Annotated in this window: 19 protein-coding genes and 1 riboswitch; of the genes, 12 read left to right on the top strand and 7 right to left on the bottom strand. The window is 65.6% G+C overall.

The genetic code is table 11. The annotated features are described in order from the left end of the window. Positions 1–158 precede the first annotated feature (158 nt). The 4 genes from QZ332_RS03220 (at position 159) to QZ332_RS03205 (ending at position 3,987) form a co-directional block, all read left to right on the top strand. Positions 159–635 (top strand): RNA polymerase sigma factor, encoded by a 477-nt coding sequence (locus QZ332_RS03220; protein WP_295762254.1) that lies wholly within the window; start codon positions 159–161, stop codon positions 633–635. Beyond that, positions 635–1,483 (top strand): RsiV family protein, encoded by an 849-nt coding sequence (locus tag QZ332_RS03215; RefSeq protein ID WP_295762252.1) that lies wholly within the window; start codon positions 635–637, stop codon positions 1,481–1,483. Before QZ332_RS03220 ends, QZ332_RS03215 begins: the two co-directional genes overlap by 1 nt. Before the next feature lie 101 nt (positions 1,484–1,584). Beyond that, positions 1,585–2,883 carry an FAD-dependent oxidoreductase gene (locus tag QZ332_RS03210; RefSeq protein ID WP_295762250.1) on the top strand — a complete coding sequence of 433 codons (1,299 nt, stop codon included), beginning with the start codon at positions 1,585–1,587 and terminating at the stop codon, positions 2,881–2,883. A 156-nt stretch (positions 2,884–3,039) separates the two neighbouring features. Further along, entirely contained in the window at positions 3,040–3,987 is a 948-nt protein-coding gene (locus tag QZ332_RS03205) for an L-lactate dehydrogenase (RefSeq protein ID WP_295762248.1), read from the top strand. 49 nt (positions 3,988–4,036) lie between these two features. On the opposite strand, the gene sigK is transcribed toward QZ332_RS03205, so the two are convergent. Continuing rightward, positions 4,037–4,753 carry an RNA polymerase sporulation sigma factor SigK gene (sigK, locus tag QZ332_RS03200; protein ID WP_295762246.1) on the bottom strand — a complete coding sequence of 239 codons (717 nt, stop codon included), beginning with the start codon at positions 4,751–4,753 and terminating at the stop codon, positions 4,037–4,039. Positions 4,754–4,939: 186 nt separating this feature from the next. Between sigK and QZ332_RS03195 the strand changes: the two genes are divergently transcribed. Further along, positions 4,940–5,221, top strand: a complete 282-nt coding sequence (locus QZ332_RS03195) for a GIY-YIG nuclease family protein (RefSeq protein ID WP_295762244.1) — start codon at positions 4,940–4,942, stop codon at positions 5,219–5,221. Continuing rightward, a complete protein-coding gene (locus tag QZ332_RS03190) occupies positions 5,190–5,489 on the top strand; it encodes a hypothetical protein (protein WP_295762242.1) in 300 nt (99 codons plus the stop codon). Before QZ332_RS03195 ends, QZ332_RS03190 begins: the two co-directional genes overlap by 32 nt. 86 nt (positions 5,490–5,575) lie before the next feature. On the opposite strand, the gene QZ332_RS03185 is transcribed toward QZ332_RS03190, so the two are convergent. The 4 genes from QZ332_RS03185 to QZ332_RS03170 all read right to left on the bottom strand — a co-directional run bounded on the left by QZ332_RS03185 (position 5,576) and on the right by QZ332_RS03170 (position 8,497). Then, a complete protein-coding gene (locus QZ332_RS03185; protein ID WP_295762241.1) occupies positions 5,576–5,737 on the bottom strand; it encodes a FeoB-associated Cys-rich membrane protein in 162 nt (53 codons plus the stop codon). Between the two features lie 10 nt (positions 5,738–5,747). Next, complete coding sequence (gene feoB, locus QZ332_RS03180; RefSeq protein WP_295762239.1) at positions 5,748–7,979, bottom strand: ferrous iron transport protein B; 2,232 nt, start codon at positions 7,977–7,979, stop codon at positions 5,748–5,750. 71 nt (positions 7,980–8,050) lie between these two features. Further along, entirely contained in the window at positions 8,051–8,272 is a 222-nt protein-coding gene (locus QZ332_RS03175) for a ferrous iron transport protein A (protein WP_295762238.1), read from the bottom strand. Positions 8,273–8,284: 12 nt separating this feature from the next. Further along, positions 8,285–8,497 (bottom strand): FeoA family protein, encoded by a 213-nt coding sequence (locus QZ332_RS03170; protein ID WP_295762236.1) that lies wholly within the window; start codon positions 8,495–8,497, stop codon positions 8,285–8,287. A 339-nt stretch (positions 8,498–8,836) separates the two neighbouring features. On the opposite strand from QZ332_RS03170, the gene QZ332_RS03165 reads away from it, so the two are divergent. After that, positions 8,837–9,307 carry a metallophosphoesterase gene (locus tag QZ332_RS03165; RefSeq protein ID WP_295762235.1) on the top strand — a complete coding sequence of 157 codons (471 nt, stop codon included), beginning with the start codon at positions 8,837–8,839 and terminating at the stop codon, positions 9,305–9,307. A 146-nt stretch (positions 9,308–9,453) separates the two neighbouring features. Next, positions 9,454–10,086 carry a CatB-related O-acetyltransferase gene (locus tag QZ332_RS03160; RefSeq protein ID WP_295762233.1) on the top strand — a complete coding sequence of 211 codons (633 nt, stop codon included), beginning with the start codon at positions 9,454–9,456 and terminating at the stop codon, positions 10,084–10,086. A gap of 79 nt (positions 10,087–10,165) precedes the next feature. Here QZ332_RS03160 and QZ332_RS03155 read toward each other — a convergent pair whose 3' ends face one another. Both QZ332_RS03155 and QZ332_RS03150 read right to left on the bottom strand, forming a co-directional pair. Further along, positions 10,166–10,450 (bottom strand): Dabb family protein, encoded by a 285-nt coding sequence (locus QZ332_RS03155; protein ID WP_295762231.1) that lies wholly within the window; start codon positions 10,448–10,450, stop codon positions 10,166–10,168. Positions 10,451–10,463: 13 nt separating this feature from the next. Continuing rightward, positions 10,464–11,666, bottom strand: coding sequence for a pyridoxal phosphate-dependent aminotransferase (locus QZ332_RS03150; RefSeq protein ID WP_295762229.1), 1,203 nt, complete (start codon positions 11,664–11,666; stop codon positions 10,464–10,466). A gap of 298 nt (positions 11,667–11,964) precedes the next feature. Then, positions 11,965–12,141, top strand: a riboswitch (Lysine riboswitch). Positions 12,142–12,217: 76 nt separating this feature from the next. Here QZ332_RS03150 and QZ332_RS03145 point away from each other — a divergent pair. The 4 genes from QZ332_RS03145 to QZ332_RS03130 all read left to right on the top strand — a co-directional run bounded on the left by QZ332_RS03145 (position 12,218) and on the right by QZ332_RS03130 (position 16,684). Further along, positions 12,218–13,969 carry a Na+/H+ antiporter NhaC family protein gene (locus QZ332_RS03145; RefSeq protein WP_295762227.1) on the top strand — a complete coding sequence of 584 codons (1,752 nt, stop codon included), beginning with the start codon at positions 12,218–12,220 and terminating at the stop codon, positions 13,967–13,969. Between the two features lie 148 nt (positions 13,970–14,117). Further along, on the top strand, positions 14,118–14,969 hold the full coding sequence (locus tag QZ332_RS03140) for a TraX family protein (RefSeq protein ID WP_295762225.1): 852 nt from the start codon (positions 14,118–14,120) through the stop codon (positions 14,967–14,969). A gap of 30 nt (positions 14,970–14,999) precedes the next feature. Then, the gene (locus QZ332_RS03135; protein ID WP_295762223.1) at positions 15,000–15,668 is read left to right on the top strand and encodes a hypothetical protein; all 669 of its coding nucleotides are present in this window, start codon (positions 15,000–15,002) and stop codon (positions 15,666–15,668) included. Between the two features lie 38 nt (positions 15,669–15,706). After that, on the top strand, positions 15,707–16,684 hold the full coding sequence (locus QZ332_RS03130) for an XdhC family protein (protein WP_295762221.1): 978 nt from the start codon (positions 15,707–15,709) through the stop codon (positions 16,682–16,684). Positions 16,685–16,889 lie beyond the last annotated feature (205 nt).

Below are 16,889 nucleotides of genomic sequence, written 5' to 3'. Positions count from 1 at the left end.
GTTTTCGACAGGCTGAGCGCCCGCCGAAAGGCGGGCCCTGAAAATTTTCCCCGCCGCTCAAACTTTCCGCCCCGCTCCTCCGTCTATACTACAGACGCTGCCCAGTGCCCAGGCGCCGGACCGGGGCGGCGCGATCCGTGAAAGGAAGGGACATCGATGTGACGAAGGAAGAGACCTTGATCCAATACCTGGTGGAGGACCAGGCCAGGTCCTACCGTCTGGCCTATAGCATCCTGCATGATCGGGAGGAGGCCCTGGACGCAGTGCAGACCGCCGTCTGCCGCGCCCTGGAGCGGCAGGACAGCCTCCGGGACCCGGGGGCCGTGAAGACCTGGTTCGGCCGCATTTTGACCAACGTTTGCAGAGATGCCCTCCGCCGGCGGGGCCGGGTGGTCCCCTTCCCGGAGGACGGGGAGGAGCCGGGCCGGGAGGACCCGGAACCGCCCGACGAGTCCCTGGCCCGGCGGGTGGACGCCCTGCCCCCGGAGGTGGGGACGGTCATCCGGCTGCGGTTTTATGAGGAACTGACCCTGAGGGAGATCGGCGAGGTCACCGGGCAGAATTTGAGCACAGTGAAGAGCCGCCTGTACGCGGGATTGAAAAAGCTCCGCGTCGCCATGGAAGGAGAACGATGATGAACGACTTCAAGCATGCCAAAGAGGCTTATGACGCCACCCCCATCCCCGCCGAACTGTCGGAGCGGGTCCAGGCGGGGATCCGGGAGGGCCGGGCCCGCTATCGGGCCCGCCGGGGCCGGGCGGCCCGCCGGTGGATGACCGCCGCCGCCTGCTTCGTCCTGACGCTGGCGGGACTGAACCTGTCCCCGACGCTGGCGAGAGCCGCCGCCGAGGTCCCCGTCCTCGGCGGGCTGTTCCGGGTGCTGACCTTCGCCGACTACGATAAGAGCGAGGGCGGTATCCACTACGATGTCTCCGTCCCCCAGGTGGAGGCGGAGGGCGGGCTGGCCCAGCGGGTCAACGCCGCCATCCAGGAGAAGGTGGACGCCCACCTGGCCCGCGCCCGGCAGGATTGGGCGGACTATCAGGAGGCGTTCTTCGCCACCGGCGGCACCGAGGAGGAATGGGGCGGCCGGGAGATGGACGTCTTCGTGGACTACGAGATCAAGAGCCAGTCGGAGACCCGAGTGTCCTTCGTCGTGACCCTGGCCGAGGGCTGGGTGACCTCCATGGAGGAGCAGTACTACTACAACCTGGATCTTTCGGAGGACCGGGACCTGACGCTCCGGGACCTCCTGGGAGAGGACTGGGTGGACGTGTGCAACGCCGCTATCCGGGAAAAGATCGGCGAGAGCGTGGACGAGGAGGGCTTCACCTTCTTCTTCGCGCCGGAGGAAGGCGGCTTCACCACCGTGGACGAGACCACGGGCTTCTATGTCCGGGACGACGGGACGGTCGTGGTGTGCTTCCCCAGGTACAGCATCGCCGCCGGAGCGGCGGGGATCCCGGAGTTCCCCATCATCTGACGAAAAGAGGCCGTCCCGATAAGGGACGGCCTTTTGAGATCCCTCCCGGCGGAGGGTATCATCCCCGCCCATCCCGGACAAGCTAAGCAGGAGGTGATGGGATGGACTCTATTTGGACGAAAACAGCGCAGCTGCCGGAGTTCGAGCCCCTGACCGGGGACCTGAGGACCGGCGTCCTCATCGTGGGCGGCGGGATGGCGGGGCTGCTCTGCGCCTATTGGCTGGCCCAGGCGGGAGTGGACTACGCCCTGGTGGAGGCGGACCGGATCTGCAGAGGCACGACGAAAAACACCACGGCCAAGATCACCAGCCAGCACGGCCTGATCTATGCCAGGCTCCTGCGGGAGTTCGGCGCGGAGAAGGCCCGGCTCTACCTGGAGGCGAACCAGGCGGCGCTGGAGCGCTACCGGACCCTGTGCCGGGGCATCGACTGCGATTTCGAGGAGCGGGACGCCTACGTCTATTCGCTGACGGACCGCCGGAAGCTGGACCGGGAGCTGGAGGCGTTGTCCCGCCTGGGCTTCCCGGCGGAGCTGGTACCGGACCCGCCCCTGCCGTTCCCCACGGCGGGCGCGGTGAAGTTCCCGGACCAGGCCCAGTTCCACCCCCTGAAGTTCGCCGCCGCCATCGCCAAGGGCCTCCGCATCTTCGAGCACACCAAGGTCCTGGAGCTGGGCCCCGGCAAGGCCGTCACCAACGGCGGGACGGTCACGGCGGACAAGATCGTCATCGCCACCCATTTCCCCCTGCTGAACAAGCACGGCGGCTATTTCCTCAAGCTCTACCAGAGCCGTTCCTACGTCCTGGCCCTGGAGGGCGCCCCGGCGGCGGGGGGCATGTACGTGGACGAGAGCGGCCGGGGCCTTTCCCTCCGGGACTATGGGGGGTATCTCCTCTTGGGCGGCGGCGGACACCGGACCGGGAAGCCGGGGGGCGGCTGGCTGGAGCTGGAGGGGACCGTCCAGGCCCTTTGGCCCCAGGCCCGGACCGCCGCCCGCTGGGCGGCCCAGGACTGCATGAGCCTGGACGGCGTGCCCTACGTGGGGCGGTACTCCCGGCGCACGCCGGACCTCTATGCCGTCTCGGGGGCCAACAAGTGGGGGATGACCGGCTCCATGGCGGCGGCGTCGCTGCTGACGGACCTGATCTTGGGAAGGGAGGATCCCTATGAGGACTTGTTCTGTCCCTCCCGGACGGTCCTCCGGCCCCAGCTGGCGGTGAACCTGCTGGAGTCCACCCTGGGACTGCTGACGCCCACGGCGCCCCGGTGCCCGCACATGGGCTGCGCGCTGAAGTACGACGCACAGGAGCACAGCTGGGACTGCCCCTGCCACGGCTCCCGCTTCGGGGAGGACGGGAGGCTGATCGAGGGCCCGGCCACGGATGACAAGCGGATGTAGGGACAGGCCCGGGCGGGGCGGACAGGACGCCTTTCGCGTGGGGGGGACCTCCCTCTGTGCGGACGGGGCCGCCTGGGCCCGGCTTTGAGGACTGGGAAGACGCATCCCAAAAACAGTGAGCTCCCCGCCGGGACGGGGAGGGGAAGGACGGCAACTATGACAGTAGATCCCAGGAAAGCGGCCATCATCGGCTGCGGACAGGTAGGCGCGTCGATCGCCTTCCGCTTTTTGCAGCAGGGGCTTTTCTCCCGTCTGGTGCTGCTGGACGCGAAGCGGGAGAAAGCGGAAGGGGAGGCCATGGACCTGCGGGACGGCCTGCCTTACGGCGCGGCGATGGAGATCGCCGCCGGAGGCTACGACGATATCGCGGACAGCGCCTTGGTGGTCATCACCGCCGGGGCGAACCAGAAGCCGGGGGAGACCCGGCTGGACCTGATCGGGAAGAACACGGCGATCTTGCGTTCGGTGATGCGGGAGATCGGGGCGCGGGAATTCGGCGGCGTGCTGCTGGTGGTGTCGAACCCGGTGGACGTGCTGACCTATGCGGCATGGAAGCTGTCGGGGTATCCCCGGGAGCGGGTGATCGGCTCCGGCACGGTGCTGGACACAGGGCGGCTGAAGCAGCTCCTGGGCGCGGAGCTGAAGGTGGACAGCCGGAACGTCCACACGTTCATCATCGGGGAGCACGGGGACAGCGAGCTGGCGGTCTGGAGCGAGGCCAATGTGTCGGGGCTGGACCTGGAGGATTTCAGCTGTGCGCGAGGCCGGTGCCTCGGAGCGGAGGACCGGGAGCGGCTGTACAAGGAGGTCCGGGACAGCGCCTATCAGATCATCCAGCGGAAAGGGGCCACGTACTACGGCATCGCCATGGCGGTGGGCCGGATCGCGGAGGCGATCGTGAAGGACGAGCACGCGGTGCTGCCGGTGTCGGCGGTGCTGGAGGGGGAGTACGGGCTGGAGGGCCTGGCACTGAGCGTGCCGTCCATCGTCAGCCGGGAGGGGCTCCAGGAGATCTTGGAGATGCCCCTGAGCGAGGACGAGCGGAAAGCGCTGGGGGCCTCGGCGGAGCAGATGCGGGAGGCGATCGATACACTGGAGCTGTGAGGGTGTGGGGACGCCGGCCGGGGGACGGCCGGCGTCTTCGCCCCGCTGTCTATTTGGCGGAGGCGTTGGCTTTAGCGGCCGGGCCGTCCTGGAGCCCCTCCCGGAGCTTCTCCAGCGCCCGTTTCTCGATGCGGGACACATAGCTCCGGGAGATGCCGAAGGAGACGGCGATCTCCCGCTGGGTCAGGGGCATAGTGCCGCCCAGGCCGTAGCGGAGGCGGACGATCTCGGCCTCCCGTGAGGTGAGGCGCTCCCGGACCAGCTTGTGGAGCCGCAGGGCATTGTCCCGGTCGTGGAGGTCCTCCAGCATCGTGTCGTCCACCCCGACGATGTCCATGAGCTGGAGGGCGTTGCCGTCCTTGTCGGTGTCGATGGAGTCGGAGAGGGAGACCTCCCCCTGGAGCTTCTTCTGGCCCCGGAAGTACATGAGGATCTCATTTTCGATGCACCGGGCGGCATAAGTGGCAAGGCGGGCGCCCTTCGCGGGGTCGAAGCTGGAGATGCCCTTGATGAGCCCGATGGTGCCGATGGAGATCAGGTCCTCCTGGTCCCCGTTCTGGGTGTAGTATTTCTTGATGATATGCGCCACCAGCCGCAGGTTCCGTTCGATGAGCACCTGCCGGGCCTCCGGGTCCCCTTGGGCGTACTTCTCCAGCCACTCCCGCTCCTCGGCGGCGGTCAGGGGCTTGGGGAAAGACCCGCCCCCGGAGAGGCGCAGGGAGAACAGCAGGGTATTGGCGAACATCAACAGTGCGGCAGACAGCATGAGACCTCCTCGCCGGGGCGCGGGGCCCCGGCCGCCGCTTTCCCGGCTGGCGGCGGACCGGATTCGGAGGCGGGGGAGCCCGGCCTCTCCCTCCAGCCTATGAAGGCCGGGGAAGTCCCTATGCGGCCTTTGCGTTTGCCGGGGAAGTGTGGTATACTGTCCCAAACGACGAGGGGAGGCGGCGGCATGGGCTGGACGGTCTACATCCTCCGCTGCGGGGACGGGAGCCTTTACACCGGCTGCACCAACGACCTGCCCCGGCGGCTGGGCGCGCACCAGAGCGGCCGGGGGGCCAAGTACACCCGGAGCCGCCCTCCGGTGGAGCTGGTCTACCGGGAGGCGGCGGCGGATAAGTCCGCCGCCCTCCGGCGGGAGGCCGCGATCAAGCGCCTGGACCGCCGGAAAAAGCTGGCGCTGATCGAGGGAGGGGTGCCGGATGGAGATCCGGGAGCTCAGGGAGACGGATGACCGCCTGGCCGTCAGCCGCATCTGCGAGGAGAGCTGGAGATATGCTTACAGGGGCATCGTCCCCCGATCTTACCTGGACGGCATCCCCGCCGGACTCTGGGCGGCGGACCTGGACCAGGGAGGACGGCGGAGCCTGGTGCTGGAGGAGGACTGCCGGGCCCGGCGCTCCTATGAAAAAGTCGGGTCCGCCCCCACTGGGGATCTGACGGGCCACGAGATCGGCGGGAAGCCCCTCCGGGGATCGCTGTACTGCCGCCGTGCCGGATAACGAGGACGCCCCGGGGCTGCCTGATCCCCGGGGCGTCCCCCTATCCTAAAGAGGTGTGTCTGGAGAGCGTTTTTATAACGGGAGGGTCATCCCTCCGCGCCTCTGTGCCCGTGACAGCCGCCGCAGGCGGCGCAGTCGCCGTCACAGTGCCCGCCCCGCTTATGGCTCCGCCACAGGGACCGGACGGCCAGCGACACGATGACGGCCAGGGCCAGGATCACAACGGCATTGCCGATCAGCTCGTTCATCGGGGCCTCCTCACGACCGCATGGCGGCCACGGAGGTCAGGCGGCGGTGCTCCGCCTCGCCCTGCTGGCCCTTGCGGGCCAGCAGGTACACCATGCCCGCCAGCAGGGCCAGCGCCGCGGCGGTGCCCAGTCCGAAGCTGGCCTCGCCGGTGACCAGCCCGCCCAGCTGGAACACGATCAGGGACACCGCGTAGGCGAAGCCGCACATGTAACCGATCGCCGCGGCGGTCCATTTGGCGTTGTTCATCTCCCGCTTGATGGCGCCCATGGCGGCGAAGCAGGGGGCGCAGAGGAGGTTGAAGATTATGAAGCTGTACGCGGCCATGGCGCCGAAGTCCGCGCTCACGGCGGCGTAGATGCCGCTGGCGTCCTCCATCAGGTCCGCCTCCCCGGTGTAGTGGTAGGCCACGCCGAAGAAGTTGACCACCTCCTCCTTGGCAATCAGGCCGGTGAAGGTGGCGGTAGCGGCCTTCCAGGCCATATCGCCCACCCAGCCCAGCGGGGCGAAGAGGATGGCGGCGCCGCTGCCGATGGCAGCCAGCAGGGAGTCGTTGTTATCCTCCACGGCCTGGAGCGCCCCGTCCACGACGCCGTAGCCCATGAGGGCCCAGAGGACGATGGAGCTCAGGAGGATGACGGTCCCCGCCCGCTTGATGAAGGACCATCCCCGCTCCCAGGTGGCCCGGAGCACATTGCCCATGGAGGGCGCGTGATAGGCGGGCAGCTCCATGACGAAGGGCGCGGGCTCCCCGGCGAAGGCTTTGAACTTTTTGAGCATGATGCCGGAGATCACGACCGCGGCGACGCCGATGAAGAAGGCGGAGACGGACACCAGCACGGATCCGCCGAACACCGCGCCCGCGAACAGGCCGATGATGGGCATCTTGGCCCCGCAGGGGATGAAGCCGGTGGTCATGATGGTCATCTTCCGGTCCCGGTCCTGCTCGATGGTCCGGGAGGCCAGGATGCCGGGGACGCCGCAGCCGGTGGCCACCAGCATGGGGATGAAGCTCTTGCCGGAGAGGCCGAAGCGGCGGAAGATGCGGTCCATGATGAAGGCGACCCGGGCCATGTAGCCCACGTCCTCCAGGATGGCCAGCAGGAAGAACAGCACCAGCATCTGCGGCACGAACCCCAGCACCGCGCCTACGCCGGCCACGATGCCGTCCTGGATTAGGCCGTACAGCACGCTGCCTTCGGTCACGCTCAGCGCGCCCAGGAGGCGGTCGAACAGGCCGGGGACCCACTCGCCGAAGAGGACGTCGTTGGCCCAGTCGGTCCCGGCGGTGCCGATGGAGATGGGGATCTCCGCCTCTCCGACGGTCAGCGTGAGACCGCCCATGGCGATGGCGTAGATGCAGGACATGACCGCCGCGAAGATCGGCAGGGCCAGGACCCGGTGGGTGACGATCCGGTCGATCTTGTCGGAGGCGGACAGGCTGCCCTTTGCCGCTCCCTTTCTCACGGCCTTGGCCACGACGGAGCTGATGTAGGAGTACCGCTGGTCGGTGATGATGCTTTCCGCGTCGTCGTCCAGCTCCTCCTCACAGCCGGCGATATGCCCCTCCAGATGGGCCTTCAGGCCGGGGTCGAGGTCCAGCTCCTCCAGGACCTTCTCGTCCCGCTCGAAGAGCTTGACCGCGTACCAGCGGAGGTAACGCGCGTCCGCCTTGCCCTGGATGGATCCCTCGATGTGGGCCAGGGCGCGCTCCACGCTGCCGGTGAAGACACGGGGCGGCTCCCCGGCCTCCTTCGCCCGGGCCGCGGCGACGGCCCGCTCCGCGGCCTCCATGCCGCCCTCGCCCTTCAGGGCGCTCATCTCCACCACTTCACAGCCCAGGGCCTTGCCCAGCTTTTCGAGGTCGATCCGGACGCCGCCCTTGCGCACCAGGTCGATCATGTTCACGGCGACGACCACGGGCAGGCCCAGCTCGATCAGCTGTGTGGTCAGGTAGAGGTTCCGCTCGATGTTGGTCCCGTCCACGATGTTGAGGATGGCGTCGGGCTCCTCGTTCACCAGGTAGCCCCGGGCCACCACCTCCTCCAGGGTGTAAGGGGAGAGGGAGTAGATGCCGGGCAGATCCTGGATGACCACGTCCTTATGGCCCTTGAGCCTGCCCTCCTTCTTCTCCACGGTGACGCCGGGCCAGTTGCCCACGTATTGGCTGGAGCCGGTCAGGCTGTTGAACAGGGTGGTCTTGCCGCAGTTCGGGTTGCCCGCCAGCGCGATCTTGATGTCCATAGCTCCTCATGTCCTCCATTCCTTTTTGAGTTGGCCAAGACTAACTCCCGGCCCGAAAAAATAGAGGCGGTTCAGACGACCTCTATCATCTCCGCGTCGGCTTTCCGCACGGACAATTCATAGCCCCGGACGTTCAGCTCCATGGGGTCGCCCAGGGGGGCCAGCTTCCGCACGAAGATCTCCACGCCCTTGGTGATGCCCATGTCCATGATGCGGCGCTTCACCGGGCCCCCTCCATGGAGCCGGACCACCGTGACGGTCTGGCCTGTTTTGGCGTCCTTCAATGTCTTCATCCTGTCTCCTCCTCAGATCATGATGCGGTTGGCCATGCTCCGGTCCAGCGCGACCCGGCTGTCCTTCACCTGGAGGATCAGGTCCCCTCGGATCTCGCTGACGACCGTGATATCGCCGCCTGTCACGAAGCCCAGCTCCGCCAGGTGCTGGCGGACCTCGTCCCTGCCGGTGATCTTGCGGATGGTGACGGTCTCGCCCGTCCTTGCCATGGAAAGCGGCATCATAGTATGACCTCCGATCGGTATGGAATGGGAGTTAGCGTCAGTTAACTCCTTCCTACAGCTCCGGAGTTTACCACGACTAACTCCTGTTGTCAAGAGATTTTTCCCCATCGTCGAAAATTTTTTTCAGGCCCCGCCGGGAGGGCCGCGGCGGGGCAAAAGGAAAAACATGGAACCTTTTGGATGAGATCGTCTGGCATTTTTAAATAAAGTTTGAATTTTTTGCCCGGATGATTGCAATATGGAAATGAGTGTCCTATACTGATCTTTACTAAGATCTATCCAGATCTGGGAGATCCGACCGGCGCGGGACACATGTCCGCCGGGGAAAGGAGTATCACGATGAAGGTCTTGGTCCTTTCAGATTCACATGGGAACATCTCCAACATGCTCCAGGCGGTGGAGCGGGAAACGCCCCGGATGATCCTCCACCTGGGGGACTGCTGGCGGGATGGGGAACGGCTCCACGACCGCTACCCGGACCTGCCCTTCGAGCAGGTCCCCGGCAACTGTGACTTCCGGGCCTTCCAGCCGGCGGAGCAGGTGCTGTCCCTGGGGGACAAACGGGTGCTGATGTGCCACGGACATACCTACGGCGTCAAGCAGTCCCTGACGGCGGCGGGCTCGGCGGCGAAGGAGAAGGATCTGGATCTCTTCCTCTTCGGCCACACCCACAAGCCCCTGGTGGATATGCGGGGGAAGACGCTGTTCCTGAACCCCGGCAGCATCGGGGATTATTCCCGCCCTACTTACGGCATCGTGACCCTGGAAAACGGGAAGCTGGATGTGCGGACGGCGCTGCTTCGGAGCTGAAAGGGGAAAACGGATTTAAAGATACTTTATAAAAGTAAGGACGATAAAAGGAGGCGCGAAGGGGAGGAGTGGTGTGCGGGTGAAGCGCTGTATCGCGGCGGCCGGGATCGTATAAAATAACGTCAAATGACAAAGGAGAAGATCTTATGACGATCCCGGATCCAACAAAGAGCTATCCCAGGGGGAACGACTGCCAGACGATCTATTTGAAGGAGGCCGTCCAAGGCCCGAACGTCGAGGTCGGCGACTTCACGATCTATAATGACTTCGTCCACGACCCCAGGGACTTCCAGAAGAACAACGTCCTCTACCATTACCCCGTCAACGGCGACAAGCTGACCGTCGGGAAGTTCTGCTCCATCGCCTGCGGGGCGAAGTTCCTGATGACCAGTGCCAACCATGCCATGGGCTCTCTGTCCACCTACGTGTTCCCCATCTTTTATGAGGAGTGGGGCCACGGGATGGAGGTGACGGAAGCCTGGGACAAGCGGGGAGACATCGTCATCGGCAACGACGTATGGATCGGCTATGAGGCGGTCATCCTCTCCGGCGTGACCATCGGCGACGGGGCCATCGTCGGCGCCCGGTCCGTGGTGACGAGGGACGTGCCGCCCTATACCATCGTGGGCGGGGTCCCGGCGAGGCCCATCCGGCGGCGGTTCGGCCAGGAGACCATCGACGCGCTTTTGGAGCTGAGATGGTGGGACTGGCCCCTGGAGAAGCTGTCGAAAAACATCCGGGCCATCCAGCACGGGGATCTGGAGGCCCTGCTGAGATAGGTGTGGATCCCCCCTTGGAACGGTGGAACGGGAGCGCTGTGATCACACAGCGCTCCCGTCCTTCGATCCCGTCGGGGCTTTATAAGACCTCATAGTCCACGGCCGTCCGGTCCTCCCGGATGGACTTGCACAGGGCGGAGACCGCCTGGTGCCGGGGATCGTCCTTATAGATCTCCAGGTCCTCGAGGCTCCGGAACTCGCTGACCAGGACGGCGTCATAGTTCCCCGGGGCCACGTTCCGGCCCACCTCGCTCCGCAGGAGCTGGGGGATGACCCCCTGCAGGGCCTGGAGGCCGCGGAGGAACTCCTCCTGCTCCGCCTCGGTGCCGGGGCGGAACTTCCACATGACGATGTGACGGATCATGACGGCCTCCTGTTCACTTGCCGGTCTTCCGCTTGTACGCCTCGATGCCCAGGCCCAGCAGCTCGATGGCCCGGGCCAGCTCGGCGGGAGCGGTGACGTAGGCGATGCGGATCTCGTTCCGGCCCTTGCCGGGGGTGGCGTAGAAGCCCTCGCCGGGGGCGTACATGACGGTCTCGCCGTGGTCCTCGAACTCCTCCAGGAGGAAGTACTGCAGCTTCTCCGCGTCGTCCACCGGCAGGGTCGCCATGATGTAGAACGCGCCCTCCGGGGAGCTGTGGGTGACGCCGGGGAGCTTGGCCAGGGCGGCCACCAGGGCGTCCTTCCGCCGGGCGTACTCGTCCCGGACGGCGGACAGGTAGTCCGGGGTCATGGCCTTATACATGGCGGCGGCGCCCACCTGGTCCAGCGTGGCGGCGCACAGGCGCCCCTGGCAGATCTTCATGGCGAGCTCCATGAACCGCTTGTTCCGGGAGATCAGCGCGCCCACCCGGGCGCCGCAGGAGGAGAACCGCTTGGAGATGGAGTCGGTGACGATGATGTTCTCCGCCGCGTCCTCGAACTCCAGCAGGGAGCTGAGCTTCTTCCCGGAGTAGATGATCTCCCGATAGACCTCGTCGCTGATGAGGAAGAGGCCGTGCTCCTTGCAGATGTCCACCAGGACCCGCTGCTCCTCGTGGGTGAGGACCGCGCCGGTGGGGTTGCCGGGGTTGGTGATCATGATGGCCTTGGTGTGTCCGCCGATCAGGGGCTCGATCTTCTCCCGGCGGGCGTAGCGGTAGCCTTCCTCGGACGAGGTGGGGATGGGGACGATCTTCCCGCCGGTGACGCCGATGAAGGTGTCATAGTTGGGGTAGAAGGGCTCCGGGACCAGGACCTCGTCCCCGTCGTCCAGGATGCAGGCGGCGGCCAGCTGGAGGGCCTCGCTGCCGCCGTAAGTGGCCAGGATGTCCTCCAGCGCCAGGGAGACGCCGAACCCCTGATAATAGTCCCGCACGGCCTCCAGGTACACGTCCACGCCGGCGGCGGGAGCGTAGGCCAGGACGGAGTCGCTGAAGCCCCGCACGGCGTCGAAGAATGCCTTGGGAGTCTCCACGTCAGGCTGTCCGATGTTCAGGTGGAGGACACGCCGGCCCGCTGCCTCCGCCGCCACCACATAGGGGTGGAATTTCCGGATGGGGGAGAGGCTGCAAGCCTCGCATCTGCTGGAAAACTTCATCCTTTTCGCCTCCTTGGGGCTTTCGATCGTTCGTTTTACGCAGGGTGCGTATTGTCTTATTGTAGCATCTCCGCGTCCCATGTCAAACGCTTTTCGGAAAATCGTCGTTTTGCCCTAGACGGCGGGAAGGGCCGGGGCGGGGGCTGGGCAAACTGCGCAAAGGCGGCGGAGCTCCCCGGGGACAGGCGGGACGCTCCGCCGCCGGGGGCCCCGATCCCCCGGGGGAGCGGCCCAAAAAAGTTGGGGGAAATTTTGAAAAGATGGTTGACATTTGGGGACAGGCTACTATAATAAGGGCCAGCATGATAGAGGCGCGGAAGTCAAGAGTACGCCTCCCCAAGGTTCAGGAACCGGGGAGGGGGGAAGGGGCTTCCGCCGAGGTCTCGGTCATCCCGCCTGAGGGATCCGGGGCCGGGCCGCGGTGAGAACATCCCGCGGACTGTCACCTCTTCGGAGGTGGAGCGCTGTCGTGGATCCGTCCGGTCCGTGTGTACGGTATGGAGTCATGACAAGCTGTCATGACTCCATTTTTCATTTTAGGAGAGAGAGCTATGAGAACCCTGAGAAGGCGGTTCCTGCCGCTGATGGCCGTCGTGTTCCTGCTGTGCGCGGTCATGACCGTCCCCGCCCTGGCGGCGGGCGAGGACCCCACGGAGCTGGCGGGCACCAAGTACATCGAGTGCCCCGACTGCGGCGCCTCCGGCGTCGTCCTGTCCGAGGATCTGGAGGCCGTGCCCTGCGAGACCTGCGCGGACAGCGGATATGTGGGCTATGTGGAGTCCCCCAGTCCCTTCTACAACACCTTCTGGTCCCTGATCCCCCCCATCATCGCCATCGCCCTGGCCCTGATCACCAAGGAGGTCTATTCCTCCCTCTTCGTGGGCATCCTGGTGGGCGGCCTGCTGTACTCCAACTTCGCCTTTGAGGGCACCATCCTCCATGTGTTCAACGACGGCATCGTGGCCTCCGTCACCGACAGCTACAACATGGGCATCCTGATCTTCCTGATCATCCTGGGCTCCATGGTGTGCCTGATGAACAAGGCGGGCGGCTCCGCCGCCTTTGGCCGCTGGGCCAAGGACCACATCAAGTCCCGCGTCGGCGCGCAGCTGGCCTCCGTGCTCCTGGGCGTGCTGATCTTCATCGACGATTATTTCAACTGCCTCACCGTGGGCAGCGTCATGCGGCCCATCACCGACAAGCACAACATCTCCCGGGCGAAGCTGGCCTACATCATCGACGCCACCGCCGCCCCGGTGTGCATCATCGCCCCCATCAGCTCCTGGGCCGCCGCCGTGGCGGGCTTCGCCGAGGACGGCCAGGGGTTCAACCTCTTCCTGCGGGCCATCCCGTACAACTACTACGCCCTGCTGACCATCGTCATGATGGTGGGCATGATCGTCATGAAGATCGAGTTCGGCTCCATGGCGAGATACGAGAAGAACGCCCGGGAGAAGGGGGACCTCTTCTCCGGCTCCAACCCCTACGCGGGCGCTGAGGACGACGCCCCCGCGGGCAAGGGCACCGTGCTGGATCTGGTGCTGCCCGTGGTGGTGCTGATCGTCTGCTGCGTCATCGGCATGATCTACTCCGGCGGCTTCTTCGAGGGCGAGGGCTTCATCTCCGCCTTCTCCAACTCCGACGCCTCCGTGGGCCTGATGCTGGGCAGCGCCTTCGCGCTGGTGTTCACCCTGGCGTATTACCTCATCCGCAGATCCATGAGCTTCAAGGAGATGATGGGCTGCATCCCCGAGGGCTTCAAGGCCATGGTCCCCGCCATCATGATCTTGACCTTCGCCTGGAGCCTGAAGAACATGACGGACTCCCTGGGCGCGAAGTTCTTCGTCCGTGACTTCGTCCGGACCTCCGCCGAGGGCCTCCAGATCATCCTGCCCCTGATCGTGTTCGCCATCGGCTGCCTGCTGGCCTTCGCCACCGGCACCTCCTGGGGCACCTTCGGCATCCTGATCCCCATCGTGCAGAACGTGTTCTCCATGGACGACCCCATGGCCATCGTCTGCATCTCCGCCTGCATGGCGGGCGCCGTCTGCGGCGACCACTGCTCCCCCATCTCCGACACCACCATCATGGCCTCCGCGGGCGCCCAGTGCGACCACGTGAACCATGTTTCCACCCAGCTGCCCTATGCCATCACCTGCGCGGTGGTGTCCGGCGTGACCTACCTCATCGCCGGCATCCTGGTCAGCGCGGGCCTGCCCGGTCTGCTGGGCCTGCCCATCGGCATCGTGCTGATGATCGGTGCGCTGTTCGTGATCCGCTCCAAGGGTCCCAGCGTCAGCTGAGCCAGCCCCCGGGAGGAACTCCACCTTCCTTCTGTCCGCGCCCGGTCCTTGACCGGGCGCGGGGCTTTTTTTCGCTTGACTTCTCCGCAAGATCGTATTATTATACTATTGTACCAACTCAATAATACGAATGAAAGGGAGCGCACGCATGGAGGGGTTAAGAACGAGGGGCCTCAGCGCCACGGCACTGAAATGGATCGCCCTGGTCTTGATGGTCCTGGATCACATCCACTATATGTTCGCCTACACGGGCCGGGTGCCGGACTGGTTCAGTATGCTGGGGCGGCTGTCCGCACCGCTGTTCCTGTTCTGCTTGACGGAGGGCTTCGCCCACACCCATGATAGAAGAAAGTACTTTATAAAAGTATATTTCATACATCTGCTGATGTCCGGTCTGCTGTTTTTGATGATAGCCGGCCTCCTGCCGGTCCGGCCCGACGGCTTCTATCCCATGAACGGCATGATGACCTCCTTCGCCATTTTGATGGTGGTCTTCCAGGGCATGGACTGGCTGAGGGAGAAGCGCTGGGGACCGGGGCTGGCGGCGGTGGTCCTGCCCCTGGCGTGGCCGGTCCTGGCAAGTATGCTCATGGGGATGGTCCCCGCTCTCCAGATGCCCCTGTCCGTCCTGGGGTATACGTTCCTGCCCATGTGGAACTCGAATCCGGACGCCACTATCGGCACGATCCTCACGGGGATCTTGCTGTATGGCTTCCGAAAGGACCGGAGGGTCCAGGCCGGCGTCTTCGCGGGCTTCACGGTGCTTTATTACTTCTTTTATCCTCTGCTGGTGTTCTCCCAGTCCCCGGATTTCCATTGGACGATGATGTTCACCACGGCCTATGAGTGGTATGGGGCCCTTGCGGCGGTCCTGATGCTGTGCTACAATGGAGAGCGGGGCCGGGGGCCGAAGACGTTCTTCTACCTGTTCTATCCCGCGCACGTTTATGTCTTATACGCGCTGTCCTGGGCGGCGTGGCCCCTCCTTTCGGGGGGCTGACCGGGCGGCAGGAAGGAAGGGATGATGGACATGAAACGAACGAAGATCCTGGGCGGCGCGGCGCTGCTGCTGGCGCTCCTCGCGGCCTTCGCCCTGCTGAGCGGGAGCGTGGGCTGGTTCCCGGTACTGGGGAACCTGGTCTCTGCCGCACAGCTGCGGACCTATGCCGCCCAGGTCTACCCGGATCTGTCGCCGGAGGGGCCCTGGGCCAAGTACGATCCCGTGTGCAGCGGCTATTTCCTGGACTTCACCTTGAAGGAAGGCGGCCGCCGCTCCCTGGGCTACGACCTGAGATCCGGGCTGGTGGAGGACGAGCGCCGGGAGACGGTCCTGCGGAAGGAGCTGGGCATCGCCGAGAGCCCGGAGGTCAACGGCCACATGGCTTTCTGGTGGGCCAAATGGACGCCCGGGGACCCGGAGGAGCCGGTGGTAGGCATCCGCATAGACTTCAGGGACAAGGACAGCGCCCCAGTGCCAGATGAGGATGCCATGCGGTCGGCCATGGCGGACCGGGCCATGGAGCTCTACGAGGAGCTGTCCCCCAGGACCCCGGTCCATACGGTCTCCGTGCACTATCACCACGAGGCTCAGGAGGACAAGCATGGCGCGCCCTTGTGGCACTCCATCACCGTGGAGCTGCCGGAGGACGTGCCCCTGACCCGGGAGCTGGTGCTTTCCGGGAAGCTGAGCAGGACGTAGCGTTCGGATCTTCGCCTCGATAAGAAAGGAGCGCCGCTATGCGGACGATCTTCGAAAAACTGCTGGCCCTGCTGGAGGACGGGCAGGACGCCGTCCTGGCGACCGTCGTCTCCGCCCAGGGCTCCACGCCCCGAGGGGCCGGGGCCCAGCTGCTGGCGGGGAGGTCCGGCCTGGAGGCCGGGACCATCGGCGGCGGGCCGGGGGAGGCCCAGACGCTGGCTTTCGCGGCGGAGCTGCTTCATGAGAGGCGGTCCGCCCTGCGCCGCCTGGAGCTCCGCCACGGCGGGGAGCTGGACTCCGTCTGCGGCGGGGAGCAGACGGTGCTCCTCCAATCCATCCCCCATGACAGCGGGCCCTGGCGGGCCCTGGCCCGAGAGGCCCTGGAGCGGCTGGCGGTCCATCGGAGCGGCTGGCTGGCCCTGGAGGCGGACAGGCCGCCCGCCCTGCTGGAGGAGGGCCCGGCCGCTCCGGCCTGGGACGGGGAGCGGCTGATCCTGCCCCTGCCGGTGGGGGAGCGGGTGGTGATCTTCGGCGGCGGGCACTGCGCCCTGGCCCTGGTCCCGGTGCTGCGGAGCGTGGGCTTCCGGGTGGCGGTGTTCGACGACCGGCCGGAGTTCGCCGGCCCCGCCCGGTTCCCGGAGGCGGAGACGGTGGTCTGCCACGCATACACGGACATCGCCGGCGGACTGGAGCTGACGGCAGAGGACTGCGCCGTGGTCATGACCAGCGGCCACAGCCACGACTTCGAGGTGGAGGAGCAGCTCCTGCGGAGGCCCCTGGCCTATGTGGGGGTCATGGGTTCCCGGGCGAAGACGGCCTATGTGGACCGGCGCCTCCGGGAGGCGGGGATCTCGGAGGAGGCGATTCGGAGCGTCCACACCCCCATCGGCACGGCCATCAAGGCGGTGACGCCGGAGGAGATCGCCGTCAGCATCACGGGGGAGCTGATCTATGAGCGGGCCCTCCGGCGGGAAGCGGCGGGTGCGGCGTCCCACGGGTGCCCATCACATTTATAAAATATATAGATACGCGCCCTCCCGGGAGACCGGGAGGGCGCTTCAGAGTGTCGAAAAAGTAGAGGAGACTTCCTCGACGGGAAGGAAGAGAGTCACGAGAGGGACCCAGGAAGGGTCCCTTTCGTTTTCAATAAAAAGTTTTCAGAACTTTCAAAAAAGTTCTGAAAACTTGCTCGGCCTGTCGAAAAGACGTTTTCGACAGGCC

Origin of the sequence: uncultured Oscillibacter sp. (assembly GCF_910584465.1) — a bacterium.
In the GTDB taxonomy this organism is placed as follows: Bacteria; Bacillota; Clostridia; order Oscillospirales; family Oscillospiraceae; genus Oscillibacter.
The sequence above is the reverse complement of the archived record's forward strand: the minus strand, read 5'-3'. Positions and strand labels throughout refer to the sequence as shown.

Coding starts and splice junctions, on each gene's coding strand:
- QZ332_RS03215 (WP_295762252.1), top strand. CDS start 635: ATGAACGACTTCAAGCATGCCAAAGAGGCTTATGACGCCACCCCCATC.
- QZ332_RS03210 (WP_295762250.1), top strand. CDS start 1,585: ATGGACTCTATTTGGACGAAAACAGCGCAGCTGCCGGAGTTCGAGCCC.
- QZ332_RS03205 (WP_295762248.1), top strand. CDS start 3,040: ATGACAGTAGATCCCAGGAAAGCGGCCATCATCGGCTGCGGACAGGTA.
- sigK (WP_295762246.1), bottom strand. CDS start 4,753: ATGCTGTCTGCCGCACTGTTGATGTTCGCCAATACCCTGCTGTTCTCC.
- QZ332_RS03195 (WP_295762244.1), top strand. CDS start 4,940: ATGGGCTGGACGGTCTACATCCTCCGCTGCGGGGACGGGAGCCTTTAC.
- QZ332_RS03190 (WP_295762242.1), top strand. CDS start 5,190: ATGGAGATCCGGGAGCTCAGGGAGACGGATGACCGCCTGGCCGTCAGC.
- QZ332_RS03185 (WP_295762241.1), bottom strand. CDS start 5,737: ATGAACGAGCTGATCGGCAATGCCGTTGTGATCCTGGCCCTGGCCGTC.
- feoB (WP_295762239.1), bottom strand. CDS start 7,979: ATGGACATCAAGATCGCGCTGGCGGGCAACCCGAACTGCGGCAAGACC.
- QZ332_RS03175 (WP_295762238.1), bottom strand. CDS start 8,272: ATGAAGACATTGAAGGACGCCAAAACAGGCCAGACCGTCACGGTGGTC.
- QZ332_RS03170 (WP_295762236.1), bottom strand. CDS start 8,497: ATGATGCCGCTTTCCATGGCAAGGACGGGCGAGACCGTCACCATCCGC.
- QZ332_RS03165 (WP_295762235.1), top strand. CDS start 8,837: ATGAAGGTCTTGGTCCTTTCAGATTCACATGGGAACATCTCCAACATG.
- QZ332_RS03160 (WP_295762233.1), top strand. CDS start 9,454: ATGACGATCCCGGATCCAACAAAGAGCTATCCCAGGGGGAACGACTGC.
- QZ332_RS03155 (WP_295762231.1), bottom strand. CDS start 10,450: ATGATCCGTCACATCGTCATGTGGAAGTTCCGCCCCGGCACCGAGGCG.
- QZ332_RS03150 (WP_295762229.1), bottom strand. CDS start 11,666: ATGAAGTTTTCCAGCAGATGCGAGGCTTGCAGCCTCTCCCCCATCCGG.
- QZ332_RS03145 (WP_295762227.1), top strand. CDS start 12,218: ATGAGAACCCTGAGAAGGCGGTTCCTGCCGCTGATGGCCGTCGTGTTC.
- QZ332_RS03140 (WP_295762225.1), top strand. CDS start 14,118: ATGGAGGGGTTAAGAACGAGGGGCCTCAGCGCCACGGCACTGAAATGG.
- QZ332_RS03135 (WP_295762223.1), top strand. CDS start 15,000: ATGAAACGAACGAAGATCCTGGGCGGCGCGGCGCTGCTGCTGGCGCTC.
- QZ332_RS03130 (WP_295762221.1), top strand. CDS start 15,707: ATGCGGACGATCTTCGAAAAACTGCTGGCCCTGCTGGAGGACGGGCAG.